The sequence below is a fragment of the Runella salmonicolor genome (genome assembly GCF_024158025.1).
GTDB lineage: Bacteria > Bacteroidota > Bacteroidia > Cytophagales > Spirosomataceae > Runella > Runella salmonicolor.
This window is the reverse complement of sequence record NZ_JAMZEL010000002.1, coordinates 456,636-480,329: the sequence shown is the minus strand read 5'-3', so window position 1 is coordinate 480,329 and position 23,694 is coordinate 456,636. Positions and strand designations below refer to the sequence as shown.

General features: G+C 46.2%; 15 protein-coding genes. 6 read left to right on the top strand and 9 right to left on the bottom strand.

Annotated features, from left to right (window positions below; genetic code table 11):
• Nucleotides 1-155 precede the first annotated feature (155 nt).
• From NCI00_RS07910 to NCI00_RS07900, 3 genes are read right to left on the bottom strand one after another with little or no spacing between them, the layout of a single operon-like run.
• Nucleotides 156-1,034 (bottom strand): transglutaminase family protein, encoded by an 879-nt coding sequence (locus NCI00_RS07910; RefSeq protein WP_253526558.1) that lies wholly within the window; start codon nucleotides 1,032-1,034, stop codon nucleotides 156-158.
• On the bottom strand, nucleotides 1,024-3,591 hold the full coding sequence (locus tag NCI00_RS07905; RefSeq protein ID WP_253526556.1) for a circularly permuted type 2 ATP-grasp protein: 2,568 nt from the start codon (nucleotides 3,589-3,591) through the stop codon (nucleotides 1,024-1,026). The genes NCI00_RS07910 and NCI00_RS07905 overlap by 11 nt, the downstream gene beginning before the upstream one ends.
• Nucleotides 3,592-3,640: 49 nt before the next feature.
• Nucleotides 3,641-7,054 carry a transglutaminase family protein gene (locus NCI00_RS07900; protein ID WP_253526554.1) on the bottom strand — a complete coding sequence of 1,138 codons (3,414 nt, stop codon included), beginning with the start codon at nucleotides 7,052-7,054 and terminating at the stop codon, nucleotides 3,641-3,643.
• Nucleotides 7,055-7,340: 286 nt separating this feature from the next.
• On the opposite strand from NCI00_RS07900, the gene NCI00_RS07895 reads away from it, so the two are divergent.
• The 5 genes from NCI00_RS07895 (at nucleotide 7,341) to NCI00_RS07875 (ending at nucleotide 13,852) form a co-directional block, all read left to right on the top strand.
• Entirely contained in the window at nucleotides 7,341-8,855 is a 1,515-nt protein-coding gene (locus tag NCI00_RS07895) for a glycoside hydrolase (RefSeq protein WP_253526552.1), read from the top strand.
• Nucleotides 8,856-9,049: 194 nt separating this feature from the next.
• Nucleotides 9,050-9,784, top strand: a complete 735-nt coding sequence (locus NCI00_RS07890) for a hypothetical protein (RefSeq protein WP_253526550.1) — start codon at nucleotides 9,050-9,052, stop codon at nucleotides 9,782-9,784.
• Between the two features lie 101 nt (nucleotides 9,785-9,885).
• The gene (locus tag NCI00_RS07885) at nucleotides 9,886-10,392 is read left to right on the top strand and encodes a DUF2911 domain-containing protein (protein ID WP_253526548.1); all 507 of its coding nucleotides are present in this window, start codon (nucleotides 9,886-9,888) and stop codon (nucleotides 10,390-10,392) included.
• A gap of 242 nt (nucleotides 10,393-10,634) precedes the next feature.
• Entirely contained in the window at nucleotides 10,635-11,570 is a 936-nt protein-coding gene (locus NCI00_RS07880) for a sugar phosphate isomerase/epimerase family protein (protein WP_114065517.1), read from the top strand.
• A 224-nt stretch (nucleotides 11,571-11,794) separates the two neighbouring features.
• Nucleotides 11,795-13,852, top strand: coding sequence for a BatA domain-containing protein (locus tag NCI00_RS07875; protein ID WP_253526546.1), 2,058 nt, complete (start codon nucleotides 11,795-11,797; stop codon nucleotides 13,850-13,852).
• Between the two features lie 102 nt (nucleotides 13,853-13,954).
• Here NCI00_RS07875 and NCI00_RS07870 read toward each other — a convergent pair whose 3' ends face one another.
• Together NCI00_RS07870 and NCI00_RS07865 are read right to left on the bottom strand one after the other, a co-directional pair.
• Nucleotides 13,955-15,199, bottom strand: coding sequence for a hypothetical protein (locus tag NCI00_RS07870; RefSeq protein ID WP_253526544.1), 1,245 nt, complete (start codon nucleotides 15,197-15,199; stop codon nucleotides 13,955-13,957).
• Nucleotides 15,200-15,257: 58 nt separating this feature from the next.
• Nucleotides 15,258-15,596, bottom strand: coding sequence for a potassium transporter KefB (locus NCI00_RS07865; protein WP_253526542.1), 339 nt, complete (start codon nucleotides 15,594-15,596; stop codon nucleotides 15,258-15,260).
• 272 nt (nucleotides 15,597-15,868) lie between these two features.
• On the opposite strand from NCI00_RS07865, the gene NCI00_RS07860 reads away from it, so the two are divergent.
• The gene (locus NCI00_RS07860) at nucleotides 15,869-16,714 is read left to right on the top strand and encodes an MBL fold metallo-hydrolase (RefSeq protein WP_253526540.1); all 846 of its coding nucleotides are present in this window, start codon (nucleotides 15,869-15,871) and stop codon (nucleotides 16,712-16,714) included.
• 106 nt (nucleotides 16,715-16,820) lie between these two features.
• On the opposite strand, the gene NCI00_RS07855 is transcribed toward NCI00_RS07860, so the two are convergent.
• The 4 genes from NCI00_RS07855 to NCI00_RS07840 form a co-directional block, all read right to left on the bottom strand.
• Nucleotides 16,821-17,444, bottom strand: a complete 624-nt coding sequence (locus NCI00_RS07855) for a CatB-related O-acetyltransferase (RefSeq protein WP_253526539.1) — start codon at nucleotides 17,442-17,444, stop codon at nucleotides 16,821-16,823.
• Between the two features lie 63 nt (nucleotides 17,445-17,507).
• On the bottom strand, nucleotides 17,508-19,913 hold the full coding sequence (locus NCI00_RS07850) for a TonB-dependent receptor (protein ID WP_253526538.1): 2,406 nt from the start codon (nucleotides 19,911-19,913) through the stop codon (nucleotides 17,508-17,510).
• 23 nt (nucleotides 19,914-19,936) lie between these two features.
• Nucleotides 19,937-21,451, bottom strand: coding sequence for a malate dehydrogenase (quinone) (gene mqo / locus NCI00_RS07845; RefSeq protein WP_253526536.1), 1,515 nt, complete (start codon nucleotides 21,449-21,451; stop codon nucleotides 19,937-19,939).
• Nucleotides 21,452-21,497: 46 nt separating this feature from the next.
• The gene (locus NCI00_RS07840; protein WP_253526535.1) at nucleotides 21,498-23,621 is read right to left on the bottom strand and encodes a tetratricopeptide repeat protein; all 2,124 of its coding nucleotides are present in this window, start codon (nucleotides 23,619-23,621) and stop codon (nucleotides 21,498-21,500) included.
• Nucleotides 23,622-23,694 lie beyond the last annotated feature (73 nt).

Genomic DNA, 23,694 nt, shown 5'->3' with positions numbered 1-23,694 from the left:
AAACGAAGTGTTTTTACGAATTGTCATTATGTAGTCTGGAAATCATATTATACAGCGGTTATGACTATTTCAAGACAACCAATGACAAACACAAACTCATGACCAATTAATGGCAACTCATGACTAATGCGTGACAATCCATGACTACAAAACGTCTATCCAAGTTCGAGCGGGACTAAATTGACCGCGACGGATAAGGTATGCTTGCCAGAACTGAAAATGATGCCCTTCAGCGGGGCTATGTCGCCGTAATCCCGTCCGTAGGCCGTGATAATGTGCCTTTCTTGCGGAATCATGTCGTTGGTGGGGTCAAATTCGCACCAACCCATGTTAGGAATATAAACCGACAGCCACGCGTGGGAAGCATCCGAACCTTGCAATTTTTTCTTGCCGGGTGGGGGTAAGGTCTCAATATAGCCGCTTACGTAACGGGCTGGAAACCCCAAACTTCGCAGGCAAGCAATGGCCAGATGAGAAAAATCTTGACATACGCCTTTGCGCTCTTTCAAGACGGTTTTGAGGGGTGTATTAACGCTCGTGAAGTCGGAAACAAAAGCAAATTCAGTAAATATTTTATGGCACAACCTCCGCACGCAGTCGTATAAAGGAAGGGTATCGGCAAAACAATCGCGGGCAAAATCCTTGATTTCATCGTCCCACGTAATAAACGGACTCGGCAACATATACTGCAACAGTTCCGCTTTCAATAAATGGGTATTCCAAACGTAGTGACGGGCTTCCTGACAGGTCATGGAGAGGCTTTCCGACAAAATGGTTTTGGGGAAACTTTCCACGGCACTTTCGGCTATGACTTCCAATTCTTTGTGCGAAACATCAATGGAAAAATAATGCAATGTATTGCCAAAAAAATCGGTTCTCGGTACCACTTCAACGGGGTGGGGCGTGATGTGGAGCGAAAAAGAATGACAAAGTTGTCCCTTCATGGTTTGCGGTTTCAAACAAACCAAGCTGTGGTAGGTGTTTACTGGTACCACATATTTATAGTGCGTTCGATGCGTTAGCTTATACTTCATGAATGTCGTTGTTATCCGTCCCCTCCAACAAAACATTTTGAATGACGGTATGCATGAAATACAAATGGGTCAAGCTAAGGGTAACTGACGAAATCAAATCGGTCACCTCCGATAACAGACCATCTAAGTTTTCCCGAAACAAGGTGCTGGGCTGACAGGCGCTTAGTTTGGAAATATCGGCCAGTTTGATTTTAGCTGACGCCTCCAAAACGGCTTTTTCGGCTTGATTTAAACGGTCTGATTGGGCATTTTTAGGAAGTTGACTTAGACAGTTCGACAACATATCTAGTTGATACACCAGCGAATAAGGGAGCTTATTGTCCAATAAAACCATGTCGAGGGTAGCTTCTAAATTAAAGCTGGTTTTGTAAATCTGACGGTAATGAACCAGCAGGTGTTGATTGGTCAACAAGGCTTCAATAAGTTCACTCTCAATGTTTTCGTCATTTTTGAAGCTAAAAAAAGAGCGAATAATACTGATGCGAGATAGTACCCGCTCTACGAGTTTGCCCGCTTCCAACAGATAGTAGCCGTTGTCGCGCGGCATGGATTCAGAAATGATGCCGTAGAAAGTAAACAGGCGAATGTGCAGTTTGTCCAACACTTTTTGAAAACCGTTGGGGTTTTGAATGTCGGCGTTGACGACCTTTTTTTGACTGTTTTCAATCAGGTTAATAATCCGGCGGGTGTCGTTGTTCCATTTGTCGCTGACGCTAATGACCGCCATCAGAAATGAGCCTAAATGCGAGGCCACCGAGCCTGATTTTTGGGCGTTCCGTATCAATTCAATGATTTCTACGTACGGATTCTCGCGAATTTCTTCATTCTTTTCGTCCGTAAAGCCTGGATAGGTAAAGGTCAGGTGTGTGATGGATTGCAACAAAATGTCGATGTACTCTGATTTGTATGAACCCCTGAAAGCCACGTTTTCGTTGAGTGCGTTGATGACGATGGTCAAAAATTTGGTCAGCGCCATGGTGCGTTCGCTGTAGCGGCCCACCCAAAACAGGTTTTCGGCGGTACGGCTCGGCAGCGAAGTATGGTGAATAACGGGCAGGGATTTAGGAACAATAATTTTGGTCTTGACCTCGGGCATCGTGTCCGAAACAATCCAAGTGTCTTTGGAAATTCCGCCGTACTGATTTGAAATGATATACCTGTCTTTTTCGGCCGAACTGCGGGTCAAGCCGCCCTGCATCACCTGATAGTCATTGCCATCGGAGACCAAAAAAGCCCGGAGCGAAGCCAAGCGAGGCTCGATTTTCCCATCAATCAGCGACGGAGTGGTTGAAAGGCTCACTTCTTCCTGCGCCACATATTCGTGCGGGTTTTGGAGAATGGCGTTCCGGAGGTCGCTGAGCTGTTCGTTGGTCAACAGACGCCCGTACATGGACCGAAATTTTTGCTTTCGATTGGCTTTTTTGATGATTAAACGGTGAAGGTTGGCCAACACGAAATTGCGCTCTTTGGGTTGGCCGCACCACCAAGTTGCAATCGACGGCATGATGAGCTCTTCCCCCAAAAAATAGCGGCACGTAATGTTCATAAAGGCCAGAAAGGCACTGTTTTCGAGCACGCTTGCGCCAGGCGGGTTCAGCACCGTAACATTACCCGAGCGAATGACGTGCAACAGCCCGGGTACACCCAGGCGCGAATCTTCCCGCAGTTCGAGGGGGTCACACCAATCATCGTCAACGCGGCGCACGATGACATCCACGCGTTCCAAACCGTCGATGGATTTTAACCAAACGTAGCCGTTGCGGACCAATAAATCGTCGCCTTGGGCCAGCGTATAGCCTAAATAAGAGGCCAAATAAGCGTGCTCAAAATAGGTTTCGTTGTTGGAGCCGGGTGTAAGGTAAACAATGTTAGGATTTTCTTTGCCCCGATTGGCAAATCCTGCAACGGTTTGACTAAAATGATTGAAAAAAGGAGAAAGCCGATTCACAAACATTCCTTCGGTCAATTCGGGCAGCAATTTGCTCATGATGCGGCGGTTTTCGAGCGTATAACCTGCCCCTGAAGGAACTTGAGTACGGTTATCGACGAGCCACATCCGGCCATCGGGGCCCCGCGCCATGTCGGCGGCGTACAAAATCAATTGATTTTGGGAAGGGATTTTGATGTCAAAACAAGGTCTACAAAAACCCGTATTGTCAAACACCAATTCGGGAGGTAAAATATCATCTTTGACCAGTTTTTGGGGGCCATAGATGTCTTTCAGCATCAAGTCGAGCACCAATGCTCTTTGTTTGAGGCCTCTTGAAATATGATCCCATTCCTTTTGCTCAATGAGAAAAGGAATGGGGTCGAGTTGCCAAGGGCGGTTCAGGCCATCCGAGCTGTCATAAATATTGTACGTAACACCGTTTTCCCGTAATCTATTGATAATCTCCTGATTACGCACTTCTAGCTCTTTGATTCCCAGTCGTTCGAGCGACGCAAATAGCGTTTGCCAGTGGGGCTTAACGCGACCATCGGGGCCGATGGTTTCGTCGTAGGAATTGATTTCCTGTCGATACGATTGGAATAAATCAAGAGCGGTGCCTGTGTGCATTAGGGATTGGTTACGAATAATATCAAAAAGGTATTATGGCCCTAAATTACTACTTTGCGCGCCAAAATCTTCGTAAATCCAGCGTATTTGGATATTCAGGATTGATTAACTCAATCGGCGTATCAATTTTTAGGTCTTTCTTGCTTTCGGCCACAAACCGCGAAATGGTGGAAGTAGCCTGCTGAACGGGTACTGATGCCTCCTGATTTTCGTTGGGTGGCGTGTGTCCAAAGCCCCAAAAACGGCTGATTTTTCGGGATTCGGCTTCGTAACTATTGACGGGATAAGTGTCAAAACTACGGCCTCCGGGGTGCGACACAAAATAGGTGCAGCCGCCCAATACGCGGTTGTTCCAAGTGTCTACCACGTCAAATACCAGCGGTGCATCTACCCCGACCGTTGGGTGAAGTGCCGATGGCGGGTTCCAGGCTTTGTAGCGTATACCCGCCACAAATTCACTTTTGACGGCGGTACTGCGGAGTGGAACCCGGCAGCCGTTACAAACCAAAATGTGCCGGTCTTGCACAAAACCGCTTACTTTTACCTGCAAACGTTCAAGCGAAGAGTCGACAAAACGCGCTGTTCCTGAGCTAGATAACTCTTCTCCAAGTACGTGCCAAGGCTCAATGCCAAGACGTATTTCGAGTTGCATATTGTCGACCGTGATGTTGCCGTAATGCGGAAAACGGAATTCAAAGAAAGGGTCAAACCAAGAAATATCGAAGGCATAACCTGCATCTTTGAGGTCGTTGACCACATCGATCATGTCGAGATAGGCAAAGTGTGGCAACAAAAAGCGGTCGTGCAATTCGGTGCCCCAACGAATCAGTTTTTTCTTGTAAGGTTGTTTCCAGAATTTGGCAATCAATGCCCGTACCAACAAGGTCTGCACCAAGTTCATGTGCTTATGAGGCGGCATGTCAAACGCCCTGAATTCCAGAATCCCCAATCGCCCCGTCGAAGAATCGGGGGAATACAGTTTGTCAATGCAGAATTCCGTGCGGTGGGTGTTGCCCGTCACATCCACCAACAGGTTGCGGAATATTCGGTCGACCATCCAAAACGGCACTTCTCCTTCATCGGGTATTTGGTCAAAGGCAATTTCGGCTTCGTACAGGCGCTCGTCGCGGCCTTCGTCGATGCGGGGCGCTTGACTCGTTGGGCCAATGAATGAACCCGCAAACAAATAACTGAGCGCGGGGTGGTGCTGCCAATAGGTAATCAAACTGCGCAGTAAATCGGGCCGACGAAGTACGGGGCTGTCGGCAGGAGTAGCTCCACCAATGGTGACGTGGTTGCCGCCGCCCGTGCCAGTATGCCGCCCATCCACCATAAACTTGTCGGTGCCCAAACGGGCAAAAAAGGCCTCTTCATAGAGGGCACTGATGTTGTCTACCAATTCTCCCCACGATTTGGAAGGATGAATGTTGACTTCGATAACGCCCGGGTCGGGAGAGACAATCAGTTTTTGTAAACGATAATCCGACGGAGGCGTATAGCCTTCAATTCGTACAGGAATTTGGAGTTTTTCGGCCGTGGCTTCGATAGAAGCCATCAAATCTAAGTAATGTTCTAAATATTCGGTAGGAGGAAGAAACACGTACACAATACCATCGCGCTCTTCCACCGAAAGGGCCGTTTTGAAGGTGTCAACTTCATAGGCCACCGTTTTCTCGGCTTCTTTTTCGTCAGTTTTTTCTTTTTTTACCGTCGAAACAGGAGCTTTATAGTCGGGAGCAATGGTGCCGTAGCGTTTTTCAACCACGCCTCCGTATTCGCCCAACGGCGGCAAATCTTCAAACGGACTCCGCTCTATGGGGTCTTCGCGCTTGTCTTTGGTTACCTCAGGCAGTGATTCCAAAGGCAAACGTAATCCAACGGGGGAATTGCCTGGAATCAGGAAACAATGATTACGTCTAAACTGCCACACACAGCTTGTCCAAGCCTGCGTCCGCCAATCCCATTTGATGGGTAAAACGTAGCCTGCTGGGTTATTTAAGCCTTTTTCCAATAGTTTTGCCAACGTCTGACGCTCAACCGAATCTTTCAGATTGACGGCCAACGGGTCGATATTGACAGGGAGTTTTCCTTCCTCCAAGGCCCAATAAATGGGGTCTTCGTAGGTGGGCGTTAAATTGTTAGGATTGATTCCGAGATATTTGGTCAGTTCAGACGCAAATAATTCAGCATCTCTAAACGTAAATTTTGGACCATCTTCTTTGGCCACCAATGCGTCGTTTTTCCACAACGTTTGGCCGTCTTTACGCCAGTAGAGTGCGTATTGCCAGCGCGGAAACAACTCCCCGGGGTACCATTTCCCTTGTCCAAAATGAAGCAAGCCGCCATGTGCAAACCGATTTTTGAGGCGCAGGGCCAAGTCATAGGCCAGTTTACGTTTCAGCGGGCCGTCGGCGGTGGAATTCCATTCGGGCGATTCAAAATCATCAATTGAAACAAAAGTCGGCTCGCCGCCCATCGTGAGCCGTACGTCGCCTTCCTGCAAATCCTTTTCTACGTCATTGCCCACTTGCATGATGTTTGCCCACTGTTCTTCGGTGTAGGGCTTGGTGACGCGGGGGTCTTCGTGGATGCGGTAGACGCGGTTGTCGAATTCAAAACTTACTTCACAAATGTCGGTCGCACCCGTTACGGGGGCAGCGCTGGCGTAGTCTGGGGTACAGCATAACGGAATGTGTCCCTCACTCGCAAAAAGCCCCGAAGTAGGGTCAAGTCCAATCCAGCCGGCGCCAGGCACGTAGGCCTCGGCCCACGCGTGCAGATCCGTAAAGTCGGCTTCGGGTCCAGAAGGGCCATCGAGCGATTTTACGTCGGAGGTCAGCTGAACCAAATAGCCCGACACGAAGCGCGACGCTATCCCCAAATGCCGAAGAATCTGCACCAACAGCCAAGCTGAATCGCGGCATGAGCCGCTCAGACTGCTGAGGGTTTGTTCGCAGGTCTGAACGCCGGGTTCCATACGAACATTATAAAAGATGTCTTTGAAAAGTTTTTGGTTGAGATAGACCAGATAATCAACGGTTTTGATGTCGGTCGTAATCTTGTTTTTCTCAATCCAATCCATCAACATCGGTCCCGCCTCGCGAGCCTCCAGATAGGGGGTTAGTTCATTTTTGAGGAGTTTGTCGTACTGAAAAGGGAATTTTTCGGCGTATTCTTCCACAAAAAAGTCAAACGGATTGATGACTTGCATTTTGGCAATGACTTCCACTTCGATGCTCAGTTCGGTCGTTTTTTCGGGAAAAACCACCCGTGCCTGATAATTACCAAAAGGGTCCTGCTGCCAGTTGATAAAATGGTTTTTGGGCGAAATCTTAAACGAGTATCCTTCAATCGGCGTGCGCGAGTGAGGGGCAGGGCGCAACCGAAAAATGTGCGGTGAAAGGCTGACACTTCGGTCGAAGATGTATTTAGTTTTGTGGGAAATAGCAACTTTTATCGACATATACAATCAATTTGATACGAACTTTGGACGATTTATGTAAAAAAAATCAAAAATGCGGTTAAAAGTAAATTAACCAATAAAAAATCATAGATTCTCTTGAAAGGTGTATAAATTCTCGATTTTTTATCCCTAAATGTAAACGTATATATTGATATTGAGATGGGTTGGGGGCTAAATCCCCCAACTTTTTAGGAAGTCCTCGCGGTAGCTACTGCCGATGGGTTTAGAGTAATCGTTGGGTTTTTGGTACTTTACTTATGAAAAGTAAGCAAAAATAAAAACTCCCATGAAGCAGCTGTTCCTCTTACTGATACTCGGTTTTCACGTCAGTATAGCCCAAAAACTCAACATCGACCCCAGCGTTACGTACCAAACCATGCATAGTTTTGGGGCTTCGGATTGTTGGTCTATGCAGATGGTGGGCCGATATTATCCGATTGAAAAACGCAACAAGATTGCAGAACTGCTTTTCAGTAAGGAGTTTGACACCGCCGGAAATCCCAAAGGGATTGGGCTGTCGATGTGGCGGTTTAATATTGGTGCTGGAAGTACGGAACAGGGCACGGGCAGCAAAATCGCCAACGAATGGCGCCGAGCGGAGTGTTTTTTGGAAAATGGGAAATATGATTGGACAAAACAACAAGGACAACAATGGTTTTTGGAGGCAGCCAAGCGCCATGGTGTTGATTTTACGCTGGGGTTTCTCAATTCTGCGCCCGTTTCAATGACCAAAAACGGGCTGTCGATTGGCAGTGGAACCCTGGGAGAATGGAATTTTGACAAATCAAAAATGAATGATTTTGCTGATTTTCTGGCCCAAGTTTCGGCTAGATTCAACTTCGATTACCTGAGTCCGTTCAACGAGCCGCAATGGGATTGGGGCCCTAAATCAAAATCGGGCTTTGGCTCGCAGGAAGGCACGCCCATCAACAACGAAAACATCGCTTGGGCCACCCGAAAGATTGACGAAACCTTTGGGCAGAAAAAGCTAAAAACGCGCATCGTGTTGACCGAAGCGGCCCAAATTGATTATTTGTACAAATCCAAAACCAACCGTTCGGAGGTGCATCAGGACAATCAAATCGAGGCTTTTTTTGACAAATCGAGCCCAAACTACGTGGGAAACCTAAAATCGGTTGAAAGTCTAATGTGCGGTCACAGTTATTTTACAACTTCGCCCACCGCCGAGCTCATCAAGAAAAGGCAGGATTTAGGGGAGAAAATAATGCAACAAAACATCCCGTATTGGCAATCAGAATATTGTATTTTGGGAGATAATGCGGGCGAAATCAAAGGAAACGGGGTGGATTTAGGCATGAAAACGGCCCTGTACGTTGCCAAAGTGATTCATGCCGACCTCACGCACGCCCATGCTTCGGCTTGGCATTGGTGGCTTTCGGTGAGTGCCAATGATTTTAAAGACGGTTTGATTTACGTCTTTAACAACGGCGCAAAAGGAGAAAATGACAAGAATAAATTTGATGGAGAAGTAATGGATTCCAAATTGTTGTGGGCATTGGGAAATTATAGCCGATTTATTAGACCCAATATGAAACGAATCAAAGTGGATATGGCGGCTGAAAACGTGCTGGTGTCGGGATATTCCTCCAAGAATCAAGTTGTCGTGGTTTTTGTAAACAATAGTGGCAGTCAACGGGTTGAATTACCAAAAATGCGTAGGAAACAAAAAATAGACGCTTATGTCACCTCCCAAACCGAAAATTTGACGCACCGAAAAGTCAATAAAAACATTCTCGAATTACCCGCTGAATCGGTCGTGACGCTGGTAATTACATATTAAAAATGTGTAAGCGGGGTTATTTCGCCAAGTAACATAATTTATTTAAAGCTTAGGTTTTGAAGGAATTTGGAGAAAATAAATTCCTTTTAAACTGCATTTTATCAGAAATTCACTGTATTTTAGTTGCCTTTCCGCCCATTATTGTCATTGATTTTATCAAATTGACTACGTTCATTCATTTTTGTATTCATATCATGGAAAAGACACTCTACTTCGCTTCCCTGTTTTTTCTGTGTTTTTGGGCGAAAGCACAGGAAAACAAACCGTATAACTACATTGTACCTGAATCAAAAATTGCTGATTCTGACCATACCATCGAAGTCAATAAGAAAGGTGATACCGTTTTTATTGCGCATTACAAAGGGCAAGATTTGATCAACCGCAGCAATCAGGATTTTACCAAAACCTACAAAGGCACTCCTTTTTTTAAGAATGGTTGGTACCGTGGTAAAGTCCAAACGGGTACTGGAATGGAATGGGAGTTTGTAATGGCCTATAACATCCAGAAAGAGGAGGTTTATTTGTCAAACAACCCTAATATGGAAGCTACCGTGATGAGACCCGTCTCGTTTACAATGGCAGGACACACATTCCGACAGTACAAAAACCAATATTACGAGGTTATTTACGAAGGGGGGAGTCAGATTTGGAAAGAGTACGGGTGCACATTGATTTTTAGTAAATCGGGGCAACGAACGGGCTATGAAGCTGAGGGCGGCGTCAATGAATACGACGGAGAATTTGTGAAAAGTGTCAAGTATTACCTGAAAGAAGGGGATAAATTACGAGAAATCCCTTCTAAAAATCGACTATTTAAACTGTTTGGCGCCAAATCTAATGATGTGAAAAACTACGCAAAAACCAAAGGGCTCAATCTTTCTAAGGAAACTAATTTGGTCTCTTTATTTAGATATTACGACTCTTTGTAGGTAAAGATCACGAAAAAAACATAGTTTTTTTGGGCTAGTTCACAACTTTTTAAACCTAAAAACGTTTCACAGTAAGTTCATTAAACAAATAACAAACAAACATGAGAAATTCAATTTTTGCCTTATTCCTTTCGATTATTGCGCTTAATTTTGCCTGTAGTCAAAATCCCCCTAAAAGTCCACTCATTACGGTAGATGGTAAAGACGTGAAAGTGGTCTTTGGACAGCCTTCCAAGCGCGGTCGGGTTATTTTTGGGGCTGAAGGTAGCCAAAGCCTTGAAAAATACGGCAAAGTATGGCGTACTGGTGCCAACGAAGCAACCGTGATTACCTTCAAAAAAGATGGACAATTTGGTGGCAAACCCGTAAAAGCGGGTGACTACGGATTGTTTTCAATTCCTGGTGAAAAAGAATGGGTTGTCATCCTCAACAGTGAGCCAAAACAATGGGGAGCCTATAACTATAAGCAAGATAAAGACGTGTTGCGCATCACTGTGCCAACCATTGCTTTGAAAGAACCAGTGGAAAAACTAAATTTTGAAGTAAAAGACAACGCCCTGATTTTTATGTGGGATACGTCGAGTTTCTCGGTGCCATTGAAATTTTAGTGACTTGCTAATAATATTTTCTAAAGCCTGACCTTAGGGTCGGGCTTTTTTATGGGAAAGAGAATTAATCAAAAGTTTAGCAAACCGAGTGGGCTGTCTTCACAACATTCGCGTTGGTGGTGCCCTTTTCTGATTTGAAGTGAATAGGAATTTTAAGAAACCACGACAAATACGCCCGACGGACTGTTAAATTTCTGCTTAAAAAGTCTTTTCCTACCAAACCTCTTATTTTGTTAACCCCTATGTCTGTCCTAAACCGTCGCCAAACCCTTGCCGTTCTGGCTTCTACCGCTGGAGCGGGTCTATTGCCCGAGACTGCCACCGCCGCCGTTGCTAAAAAGCCCGCGTTCATTCCTTGCCTCAATATGAGCACAATTCGGGGGCAAAAATTGGGATTTGTCAAGGAACTAGAAACGGCCTCAAAGGCTGGTTTTCGTTCGGTAGAAATCTGGATGGATACGCTCCAAAATTTTATAAAAGAAGGAAATACGCCCGCTCAGGCCCGCAAAATTGTGGGAGATTTGGGCATAACCATCGAAAATGCCATTGGTTTTGCGCCTTGGATTGTGGACGATGAAGCTGCCCGCGCCAAAGGCCTCGCCCAACTTAAAACAGAAATGGAGCTGTTGGCGGAAGTGGGCTGTATGCGTGTTGCCACGCCCTCCGTAGGGGCCCAAACGCCTCAATCGCCCAAAATAGATTTACAAAAAGCCGCCGAACGCTACCGCGCCATTCTCGAAATCAGCGACCAAACCAAGGTGATTCCGCACTTGGAATTGTGGGGTTTTTCGAAAAACCTGAACAAATTGAGCGAAGTGATGTACGTAGCCACCGAAAGCGGCCACCCGTCTGCACGTTTGTTATTGGATGTGTACCATTTATATAAGGGCGGTTCTAGCCTTGACACGCTGAAACTGGTGGGAAAACCGGGCGTTGAAATTTTCCATATCAACGATTATCCCGCTTCGTTGCCCCGTGAGACCATCGTCGATGCCGACCGCATTTATCCGGGCGACGGCGTGGCACCCATTGCCCAAATCCTGAAAACCATCAAAAATCCAGATCGCCCCATTGTGCTTTCGTTGGAGGTTTTCAACAAAACATACTACGCCCAGGACGCACTTGTTGTGGCCAAAACGGGATTGGATAAAATCAATAAAGTCATTGCGGGGATTTAGGATGTTTTGCGTGGTGGCGTCGGGTTTGAGTACCCGACGCCACGGTTTATACTTTTTTATCCCGAAAATAATCGTAATTTGGAAGATAATACGGATTGGCGTTTAGAGCATAAACGTTTTGCACGATATTTGCGTTAGTTATATATTTAAAATTAACGTATGCTCCGGCCGCTAATTTTAAGCCATGCCGTGACTATATAACACCGATAATACCCAAAACCCGAATGCAGTTTATTTTTCCGACCTTTTTATGGAGTTTGCTGGCGGTAGGCATTCCCATTGCCATCCATTTATTCAACTTCCGCCGCACTCGGCGCGTTTTCTTCTCCAATGTCTCGCTTTTGAAAAACGTCGAAATGGAAACGAGTTCGTTTCGACGCCTGAAACAATACCTCATTCTAGCCACCCGGGTTTTGGCCATCTCTGCCTTGGTTTTTGCGTTTGCCCAGCCTTATTTGCCCAGCAAAAACAAAGCAGGCACCAATGCTCAAAGCGTAACGAGCTCCTACATCGACAATTCGTTTTCGATGCAAAATGAGGACAATAATCAGAGGTATCTGGACGTAGCCACGGGAAAATTAGACCAATTGCTGACGCTTTTTCGTAACGCAACGCGCCTGCAACTGATTACCAATGATTTCAGTCCCGAAGAGCAACAATTGACGACCACCGACCGCATCAAAGACCGCTTGACGACCCTGAAGTTGGCCCATACTCCGCGCAATTTTGCGAGCATATACAAACGTCAGGCCAATTTATTGGGGCGGTATGCGGGCAGTGGCAAAAATCAGTTGTTCTGGTTTTCTGATTTTCAAAAAAGCACCGCTGGCGACCTGTCCAATCTTAAGGTAGATTCGCTTAATCGGCTGTATATCATTCCCGTACAAACGACTGCTTCCCAAAACGTGTACGTTGATTCGGTGTGGCTCAATACGCCTTTTGTGCGGGAGTTTCAAAACAATGTGCTCTATGTGCGGGTGAGCAATGCAGGCAATGACGACGTGCGGAATCTGGTCGTAAAGCTGTATTTAGACGATGTTCAGGTGTCTACGGCTCCCGTCAATTTAGCTCCCAAAGGAGCGGCCACCACGGCTTTTAACTTCAACGTTCGGGGTAAAGGCTTTAAACGCGGTCGTGTAACGTTCGACGATTTACCGATTACGTTTGATAATGAATACTTTTTTGTGCTCAATGCCTCGCCGCTCATTCGCGTGCTACATGTGGCAGGCCAACCTAATCCTGCCCGCTCGGTAGAGAAGGTATTTGCCAACGATAGCCTCTTTACCCTGCGTACCGTCAGCGCCAACAACGCTGATATTGGTCTTTTGAAACAGTCTGATTTGGTGGTTCTTGAAAGTGTAGAGCGCGTGGAAGGTGCGATGCGCAGCGAAATTGAGAATTTCACGAAGCGCGGTGGAAGCGTGTTGGTGATTCCGCCATCCAACCCTGATATAGTTTCGTACGGCGGTTTTTTGTCGTCGTTGGGTGTGGGTGGATTGCAAGAACGGCCTTCCGACGAAGCCATTCCCTTGGCGAATCCTGAAAGGGGAAGCCCTTTTTTTAGTGATGTTTTTGAACAATCGGTTCGGCAAGAAAACCTCGAATTGCCCGTTTCAAAGCCCGTTTGGCAGTGGCAACCGGGGGGAGCAAAATTGCTTTCCTTACGCAGTGGTGACGTATTTTTGAGCCAGTCGGCCATTCAGCGCGGTAAAGTGTACGTGATGGCCAATCCTTTGTCGGAGTCATTCGGGAGTTTTGCCCAAAATGCCTTGTTTGTACCAGTGATGTACAAGATTGCAGCGCAGAGCGTACGAGAGCAGCGCACCGCCTATTCTTTCGACGAAAATACCGTCTCGCTTACGGTGCCTGAATCATCACAAAACACCATTTTCAAACTCAAAAAGGACAAAATTGAGTTGATTCCTGTTCAACGGCTCAACGGTAATCAATTGACATTGGAGTTGCCTAAAAGCAACCAATTGAATGCCAATCAAGACTTGGATGCGGGCTATTATGAACTTCAGAAAGACGGCCAAACGGTTCAACTGTTGGCTTTTAACCACGATAATCTGGAATCACAATTGGATTATTATACCCCCGCCGAACTGCGCAAACTGTTTGCCAATCAGCCCAATGTGCAGGTTTTTGACAATGTTGCCGATGGTGATTTTGTGAAAGAATTTCAAAAACAAAACCTCGGCGTCAGCCTTTGGAGTTATTTCCTTTGGGCCGCGCTGCTCTTCTTATTACTGGAAATTCTGGTGATTCGGTTTGTGAAGTAGAAGTATTAGCCTATTTTCATCTACGTATTAAAATTTCACCCTTACGCTTTGATAATCAAAATGTAAGGGTGAGAAATAAATTCAAATCTGCGACCCATTCCTTTATTTAAACCCGAAGATTAACGGAAAGATAAAGGTCACAACAATCGTCCATAAGACATAAATTGGCAGATAAAACGCCATGGTTTTGCCAACTTCGTTGATGTTGGTTTTCTTCGAAAATACCTTGTAGAGCTGCGCCGTGACCAGCAAAAGGTTGATGAGTATCAGCACATTACTTCCCAAAACTGCGGCCCTATTTGGTGTGATTCCCCATTCTGAAATCCTGAACAGGATGGCCGATAGAGCAATGCCATTTACAATGATGGTTACCACGGATAACAGAAAAAGCACCAGAATTTCTGCCTTACTTTTCGTAGCCGTCGAGGTTTCGGCAACAGAAAAGAAAATGATGGCCATCACGCCAATTAATAACGCATTGAAAATCAATAAAAACTCCCGGTCGTTATAAGGGTCTTTGCCCGAATAAACCATTGCCCCCAGATAAATAACCAGCATCACTAAGACCAAGGGACTGAAAATTTTAGCAATTACGGGCGAAACTTTACCCACCAATTGAGGATTGGTTTGGGTAAGGTAGGTGCCTATAATTGGGGCAGCAGGCAGCCCGAAGAAAACAACATTTTCGAAATAAAACTTTTCAATATCAATGCCAATCAGCTTGAAAAGGCCCACAGTAATGGCCGTCATGATGCCGCCCGCAATCAGGATGAGGGTTGTCATTACTACCAAATCGCCGTTGTATTTTAAATAGCTAAGACGTTTCTCATCGTTGTTGCGTGCCTCACCCACAAAAGCAAAGCTTAATATTGACCAAAGAAATAACAGTAAATGAATACACGATAACACCAATGTATCGCTTTGCTTCACTTTGGGAAGGGAATTGATAAAAATCAAACCCACAAGGGTAGTGCCAACGATAATAGCGATTTTAGAAATTGATAATTGATTCTTCCAAGCAAAGTACGCCGACAGCGCGGGAAAAATAATAAAACCGATGTTTCTGGAATAGAAAAACTCTTCGTCGATGGATAAAAACGCGGGGAGCTTAGCAATAAGACCTGCCACCAGCGTTGCAATTATCACAAACAGAAGCTCACCGCGAGTACCCCAGTTGATTTCGTCAGTTTCGTAATTCAGCCTTTCATTCCAGAAATCTGCGAGTGAGTTGCCTTTAAGCTCTGGATATAAGGCACTAAACGCTCGTTTAAAATTCACCTTATTGGTTCGGTACAGCTTTTCGAGTTGCCCAGGGTCGTTTAAATGGGTCAGTATTTCGGCTTTCATGAGTATATATTTTTAAATTTATTAGTCAATATCATTCATTCAAATGCGTGAAAGCAGCCTAATCCCACAACGTGCCGTCCAATCCCAAAACAATCCCAATCCACAGCACAAAGAAGAATCCAATCAAGCTCACTAGGTATGTCAATATTTTTGACCAATTGCCCCGCTGGCGCTGATAATCCATGAAAAAGAAAAATGCGCCTCCCATGGCACCCGCTAACGGTACAATAATGAGTGGTCTAAGCATCCATAGCTTTCCCCATGCTGGGTTAGGCTCTCTGACTCCAAGCAGAAAGATAGTGATCACAGTGAGGGCAATCCCTGCACCCACCAACGTGGGTTTCACCAAAGATGCTGGATGGATGGGCGGTGTTGTTAAATGGTTTCTCTTGGTCATGGTAAATGGTTTTTTGGTAGTGTATTTTGGATACAAAGTAGTGTCAAATGGCTAAAAGTACTTTGTAATGCAAAGTAAATGATTTATAAAAATAATATCCAAATAAATGACCGTTTTTTTTATTAGCAAGGCTACAATTAAACATAGGATGAGGCGGCTTTTCGAGTGCTGGATTTTGCCTAATTAGGGAGAAAAGAGATATTTTTACCCCAAAAACAGTAAAGTTGCCTACCTAACCTGTTTATTAAACATAACCAAATGCCGTTGAGCTCATGTCCCTGATTGCCGCTTTCCAAAAAGACGAAGTTCTTCTTCAAGATATTGAACAGCACCGCCAAAATACCGAAGGCTTCCGAATCTGGTGGCTGGGCCAAAGCGGTTTTTTGATTCAGTGGCAAAACAAACACTTGCTTTTTGACCCTTATTTGTCGGATTCGTTATCGGTGAAATATGCCGCAACCGATAAACCCCACACGCGCATGAGTGAGCGGGCCATAGCCCCTGCGTTGCTTACCATGATTGATGTAGTGACTTCTTCGCACAACCACACCGACCATTTGGATGCTGAGACGTTAGGCCCACTGTTTGACGTTAATCCTGATATTCAATTCGTGATTCCTGAAGCAAATCGCGCGTTTGTGGGCGAGCGCCTGAAGTGCGCGGTGGATTGGCCAATTGGGTTAAATGACGGCGAAAGCGTCGTTGTGGGTGGATTTAAAATCTACGGCGTTCCGGCGGCGCACAATGCCTTGGAGCGCGACGCCGAAGGGCGTTGCAAATTCATGGGATTTGTGGCCGAGTTTGGTGGTTATCGGGTGTATCACTCGGGCGACACGCTCTGGTATGATGGCATCGTAGATGTGTTGAAACCTTTTGCGGTCGATGTGGCCTTCTTACCCATCAACGGCAATAAGCCCGAGCGCCGCGTGGCGGGAAATCTTTCGGCCGAAGAAGCCGCGCGTTTGGGCGTGGAAATTGGCGCAAAACTCGTTATTCCGCACCATTATGATTTGTTTACGTTTAACACCGAAGACCCGCAGGAGTTTATAAAACAAGCAAAATTATACGGGACCCCGCATCGAGTCTTGAATATTGGGGAAGGGGTGAGGGTTGAATAGTTGGAATTGGCGAAGGGTGTATACATGGCCAGAGGCCTGAAAATAGTCGTCACGGCTCGGGCCGCCCCGTCGCGGGACGCGAGCGACTGCGAAAAGCCATCGTTTTTTATTCGATTAATTGGGCGATATTGTTATCGGTCAGATTTTGAATGTTTTTTGTTATTTTCTCAATGTCCCAATCCCACCATTTCAGCGCTAAGAGTTTGGCAATTGTATCGTCAGAAAAGCGTTTTTTGATTTCGGTGGCAGGGTTGCCGCCAACAATTGAATAAGGTTCAACATCTTTTATAACGGTCGAATTTGTGGCAATAATGGCTCCATCTCCAATGGTTACCCCTGCCATGATGGTCGCATTGTAGCCAATCCAAACATCATTTCCAATGCGGATGTCGCCTTTGTGAGGGTAGGTTTTTCCGTCCATCGCTTTCTCCCAACCATTCCCAAAAATTGCAAAAGGATAGGTTGTCAAGGCATTGGTTAGGTGATTTGCCCCGTTCATGATGAATGTTACATTAGAAGCAATCATGCAAAATTTCCCAATGACCAATTGGTCGCCAATGAAGTCAAAATGATATTTTACGTTTTTTTCAAAGTTTTCAACATTGTCAAAGTCATCATAGTAAGTATAGTCGCCCACAATAATGTTGGGATTTTTGACAATGTTTTTCAAAAAGCAAAGCCTGTCATAATGAGCAAGCGGGAATATTTTGTCTTTATCTGGTCCTATCATGCTGTTGTCAAGGGTATATTTTGTTTATAAGGACGCAAAACCCGTGAACTAATCATTCGTCCATCAATTCACGCTTTTTTCCAAACTCTCAAAATTCATCATGTTGGTTTTCTCTTCTTTTTTGCGAATGCCGAAGTTGTAGACCACCGTACACCCAAAACGGCGCGTGTCGCTTTGGCGCATTCCTGAGGCCGAAATACTGCCTTGTTTCAGCGTAAATTGATTGTTGGAAGTGAAGAAAACGTCATTGGCTGAGAGCGTCACGGTGAGTTTACGGTCCAGAAAACGACGATTAACGTTTATGTTCAACGCCCCGAAATTGCTCAACTCATAAAATTGTAATTGGCCTTTCATCCGGAGGTAGCCGTTGAGACTGAGCGTGGAGCGCGGGTCGATTTTGAGTTGGTGAAAGGTAAAAATGGACCACGAGCCGCGCTGAAACGTGAGCGGACGTCCTTCATAAAGCCCGTCGTATTTGTTGTGATTGTATTGCGTGCCTACCACAAAGAAGTATTTTCCGCCCGGCGGAATAGCGCCCATCAATCGAAAATAGGTTTCCTGATTTTTGCCTAAGTTGTCGTAGGTGCGGTAGGCGAGGCTGGGGTTTTTGACGTCCTGATACACCACATTCGTGAAAATATCGCTCGTATAGTTGCGGCCAATGGCAAATATCGGACGGTCTTGCACACTGATGTTGGCCTCGATGTTTTGCGTAAACTGCGGCCGAAGCGTCGGATTTCCAGTTTCGTACAAGTATTGGTCGAGGTAGCGCGGAAAAGGATTTAGATATTCATAAACGGGCCGCGTGATGGAACGACGGTACACCAAATAACCGCGCATTTCGTAGCCTGCGATTTTGGCAACGCGCCGGCTGAGAAAAACATAAGGGAACAAATCAACACGACGAAGCTGAAAAGAGGTATCGCTCGGAACGCGCTGCTGACCGTTCATGACGGTGCTTTCGAGGCGCGTTCCCACTTTGATTACGAAGGCATCAATGGTTTTTGACGCCTGTACGTAAGCCGCGCTGATGTTTTCGTCGTATTCAAACGTACGGGTGCGGAACGTATCGGGCCTACGGCTACTGCCGCTGACGCTGAAATATTCGGATTCGTTGGTGAAACGCTGAATAGCGGTTTTTAAACCTGCTTCAACCACCAGTTTTTGGGGTAACTGAAATTTTAAATCGGTACGGGCGGAGAATGAATGACGCCGATTGCCAATGGTTCCGTCGCCGCCAATGGCTGCTTTGGCGGGTTTTAAATAGGCTGTACTGAATACCTGTGTCCCTTCATATTTTGAAAAACCGTAGGTGACATCGGCCGTGAGTTCTGAGCCGATGGTGTCCAATTTATATTTGGCCGAAATATCCTGATTGAATCCAAACGTCTGGGTGTTGTTACGGAGCGTATTGGTGTTTTCGGTCACAATGATGGGCTCGCTAATGCGGCTGATTTGATTGTGATTATCGGCAAAAGACTCATAACTATTGTAGGAAATACGGTCGTCAAAATTAATTTCCCACTTTTTTGAAGGTGTAAATCCAAATCCAAAACCGCTGTAATACGACTGACTTGGGGTAGTGGTAAAAGAGCGCTGGCTCAGTAGTGAGTCGGCCGAAAAGGGGCGGTCTGTTTGGACTTGGTCGTAGGTGTTGCGGCGGTTGTAGTTGAGGGTCAGGTAGGTAGTTCGGTTTCCGACGTTGTTGTTGAGGGTGCCGCTGACAAACTGATTCCCATAACGTCCCCGGTTCATGCCCACGTTTACACTGCCCGTGATGCCAATTTTTACCCCTTTTTTTAGGATTACATTGACCATACCACCGCTACCGCTGGCGTCAAACTTAGCCGAAGGGGTGCGCAGAATCTCAATTTTTGAAATGCTGTTGGGCGGCAGGTTTTTGAGCATGGAGGCAATGTCGGCGGTGCTCATTTTTTGTTCGCGCCCGTTGATTAAAATCGTGGCGGGCGTAGTGCTATTGAGGTAAATATTGCCATCCTGATCCACAAAAAGCCCCGGTATTTTCTCCATGATTTCCATGGCATTGGTACTTGTGGCGGCAATCGGCTCGGGGTCAACCACGGTTTTGTCGTCTTCCTGAATCATCAAGGGCTTAGGGGCCGTCACCACCACCTCGTTTAAGGTGCGCTTGTCGACTTCCATCACAAATGTAAAAACCGTCACGGTGGCGGTAGGAGAGAGGTTTTTTTGCAGAGGTTTAAATCCGATGGAGGTGGCCTCCAGCCGGTATTGCTTTTCGTATTTAATGTTAAATTTCGCCAATCCCGAGGTGTCGGTTACGTTGAATAATCGCTTGGTAGAATCGGCACGCTCGATTAGCCGGAGCGTAGCGCCAATGACGGGACTATTGGAGGTGTCGGTAAGTCGGATGGTTAGGGATTGAGCAAAAGTCGATTGGGTCAGTACGAAACAAATAAAAAAGATGAAGTGGCGGTGGAGTAATTTCATGTTTGGTGTTAGATGCCTGAAATTCAGAGAATATTGATGTGGTTTAATTGTAATACTTCGTGGGTCCATTTGCGGACGCGATGCGTCAGTTCGGGGTCATCCGCCAAATGTTTACCATACGACGGAATCATTTCATTGAGTTTTGTGGTCCATGCTTCGGAGGCCATTTGGTCTTTGAAGCACTTGTGGAGGAGTTCAAGCATGATGCTGACGGAGGTAGAAGCCCCCGGCGATGCGCCCAATAATGCGGCCAGCGTGCCGTCGGCCGAGGCGATGACTTCGGTGCCAAACTCAAGGACACCACCCTCTTCTTCGTCTTTTTTAATGACTTGCACGCGTTGCCCCGCCACGGCCAACTCCCAATCGCTTTCGGTGGCATTCGGTATAAATTCTCGCAAAGCCTCGATTTTGTCTTCAAAACTCAGCATTACCTGTTCTATCAAATACTTGGTCAACGGCAGGTTGTGAATGCCAGCGCTGAGCATGGGCAGGATGTTGTGAGGGGTGAGCGAGAAGGCCAAGTCAAAAAACGAACCCTGCTTCAAGAATTTCGTTGAAAAACCCGCAAAAGGCCCGAAAAGTAGCTCTTTTTTGCCGTCAATGATGCGCGTATCTAAGTGAGGAACCGACATAGGAGGCGCCCCTACTTTGGCTTTTCCGTAGACTTTGGCGTGATGTTGCGCGATTAACGTCTCATTTTTACACACCAACCACTGCCCACTTACGGGAAATCCCCCAAATCCTTCACCTTCCTGAATGTCCGACTTTTCAAGGAGCCGGAGCGCACCGCCACCTGCTCCGATAAACACAAATTTGGCCTGTACTGTTTTATTTATATCGTTGGTTTCGTCTTCCACTTTGACGAACCAATGTCTCATTTCGTCTTGCTCAAGCGACTTTACCTCGTGATTCAGAAACACTTCAATGGCGTGACCTTCTTTTAAGTGATTAAACAGACTCCGGGTAAGCTCACCAAAATTAACATCTGTACCCAATTCAATGCGGGTGGCTGCTATTTTTTCAGATCCGGAGCGGTGTTGCATCACCAGGGGCATCCAAGATGCTAGAATTTCAGGTTGGTCGCTGAATTCCATACCTTTAAACAAATGACTCGTTTGGAGCGCTTCGTGTCTCTTTCGCAGATAGTCAACATCTTCTTCTCCCCATACAAAACTCATGTGAGGAATACTGTTGATGAAGGATTTTGGACTACTGAAATAGCCGTGTCCGACCAAATACGACCAAAATTGCTTCGAGACCTCAAAGGATTCAATGATTTTCAAGGCTTTAGTAATATCAATGCTGCCGTCTTCCCGCTGGGGCGTGTAGTTCAACTCACACAGCGCCGAGTGGCCCGTTCCCGCATTGTTCCAGGCGTCGGAGCTTTCGGCAGCTACTCGGTCGAGGCGTTCAAAAATGGCAATTTCCAAGTCGGGTTGCAGTTCTTTCAAAAACACCGCCAAGGTGGCGCTCATGATACCCGCCCCAATCAAAACTACATCATAATCTACAGAAGCATTGTTTTCGTGGCTAAGCATAATGTTTGATTTAGGGGTTTATAACGTCATTTGGGAACACGCAAACTTACTTCCGTTGCTGCAACTGCGCCCGGATTTGGTTGGCGCTGGCCATATCTCCTTTTCGTTCGTACGCAAGAGCCAAATATTGGGCAGCGTCGCGGTTGGTGGGGTCTTGGGACAGCACTTCGCTGAGCATGAAAATGGCGTTTTCGATTTGGTTTACGTTGATGTAGGCAATCGCCATGGTCGTCATGGCACCCAAATAGTCAGGGAATATTTCCAAGGCTTTCTGGCATTCCTGCAAGGCTTCGTTGAAGCGGCCTACGTTGATGTAAGCGTTGGCCAAATATAGTTTCACAACTTCATTGTTGGGGTCTAATTGTTTTGCCCTTTCCAGATACGGGATGGATTCCTCAATTTTTCCTTGTTTGATAAAGTTGATTCCAATGAAATCGTCTTTGGAAATGCGTTTTACAATAATCCCAATCGGTGCGCCATTGACCTCTATTTTGTGAATGGTACCCGCTGGTGGAAAAACGTTAGGATTACGGAAGTGACTGGGTGTCAGGTGCCCAGTTAAAAATACGGCATAATCCCAATCGTGCTCAGAGCGCTGATAATAGCGCCGATAGGCCATTTTGAGTTTAGGGTAATCCGTAAAATAATCCTTGAGTGGTACAAAATAATCGCTCGCAATGATGACGCTGTCTTTCTCAATACTTGGAATATTTTTCTTCATCCAATCCGCGATTTCACGCGTACTTGAGCCAAAATAATCGGTTTCATATTTGCCAAAAGCACCTTTCACCCCGCCCGTAAATTCGTTGTAATAAGTGTATTGGTAGGGGTGGTTTTTGACCATGAACCACAATGGCAGGGCCACCAAAACGGCCATAATCCCCAAGAATACCTTTTGGCCAATCCCCGCAAAACGACGCAGCAGGTACTCAACTCCTACCGCCGACAGAACCACCAACGGCGGGTAAATAAAGGTGGTATGACGCCAGCCGTTATAAAAAGCGGAGTTTTTGGAAATACCGTAGATAAGCGGAAAAAGGGCCACAAAAAGCACCATCAACAGATAGCGACGATTGAAATGCTTACGAACAAACGGAAATATCAACACAAATATCAGCAGCCCAAGCAAGAAATACAGCGGAGTAGAAACCAACATGTACTTGGGCACGTAATACCAAGGCAGTGACGTAGAATAAATCTTGGTGCCGTCGAAAAGCGTTTTGATACTTATCGGAAAATTGGTGAGGGTTTGGAGCGCCACCAACGGATTCTTGAGGGGATTGGCCAACGCAAAGGGCCAAAATGCAATGCCCAAAGCGTAGCCGCCCAACGTGGCTATGGTGGTTTTAAGGGCCACATCGCGAATGAGGAGCTTATCGTTAAAAATGGTTTTTCTCAGGCCATTCCGAATAAATACCTCCATCAATACAAAGAAAGGTACGTAGCCCACCAACGCCAAGCCCGGCGCACGACTCCCCAACCCGATGCCGATACCTACAATCAAGAGCAGCGTAGAGCGCCATGAAGGTCTGGGTAACTCCTGCAAGAACTTGATGAGAAAGCAAATCGTAACGATATAACCCGCCGCAAACGTAATGTCTTTGGGGTTGTTCATTGAATCACCGAAGATACGCGGAGAAAACAGCGCAAATAACAGGGCAATCAAACCCACGCGCCAGTTGCCGCCCACGAGGCGTCCAGTAAGCCCACTGAACACGATGATGAGAACCCCCATCAGCGAAAGCATGATGTGCCGGATGGTGTAGGGGTCGGCACCCGTGGTGCGATAAATAGCGGCCGAAATAAGGTCGAGCGTGGGGCCGTAGCAGTACATAACTTCCCCACCGCGCGGAGCGTACGAAAGGGCCTCTTTCTTTTCGCCGAGACTGGTAAAATAATCAAGGCATAATTCTCCGTAGGCTTTATTTCCCCACTCATCGGCCGTGATTCCGTATTGGGTACTCAAGAGAGGCATCCCAATCAACAAAGCCAGTGCTATTCCCCAAAATATTTTACGAAATAACCCATCGTTCAACGGAGGCGTTTGGGGAACGGGAGGGAGGTCTAAGGCGGGTTTAAAAACAGAAGGGGAAGGGGGTGTTTCACCTGCAATGTTCTGTTTATGAGGTGGTTTGGGGGGGGGCGTAGTTCCTTTTTTAGCTTTAGACATCTTTACTGTTATTGTATAACATTCCAAAATAAAGCGATATACCCAAATTCACCAAAACTGTGCCAAAATTTAA